General features: G+C 52.8%; 1 protein-coding gene. It reads left to right on the top strand.

The annotated features are described in order from the left end of the window. Positions 1-296, top strand: a 296-nt coding sequence (locus ACXJKR_RS34350; protein WP_457326673.1) for a hypothetical protein, incomplete at its 5' end; no start/stop codon positions are given. Between the last annotated feature and the right edge of the window lie 242 nt (positions 297-538).

The raw sequence follows: 538 nt of genomic DNA, 5'->3' as shown, positions 1-538 counted from the left end.
CAACTCTGGTGCGCGAAGGATTTCTGTCTCGAAAGCTTGGTATAAAAAGCGGAGTTCTAAGAGCTACTGCCGAATCATTCTCGGATCAATGGACTCCATGTAAGCACGCCGCCCAGCAGGTCGGCATATCGAAAATAAAACTTCAGAAACTGGTGGTATCCAAAGGCTTTCGCATATTGCATGCTGGAAGAGGTTCGGGTGGATCGGTAAAGTTCGTCGAAAAAATTGCGTTGAAAAGTTTGGGTCTGACGGGCCCGGAGACAGACTTGTCACAGCGCCAGATCGCCTCCACATAAGCAAGGGCCTCGCCGATGAACGGATCTCTCCCGCGTTGACCCCTAGGCAGCAACTGCCTTCGCACTCGACCTGGCCGCACCTTCCAGCCATAAAGAACGCCCCGAAACTTTGCGTTGCGGGGCGTTCTTCATTGACGAGTTGAGCTTGTTGTCGGACACAGCTTATGAGCCACGTAGTTGCAGCTTATGCGCTCCAGTTCGCACGTTATGGGGGGCCCCCACATACTTTCACAAATTGGTGC

The sequence above is a fragment of the Roseateles sp. P5_E11 genome, assembly GCF_054049355.1.
Note: the sequence above shows the minus strand (reverse complement) of the source record. Positions and strands in the feature narration are given on the sequence as shown.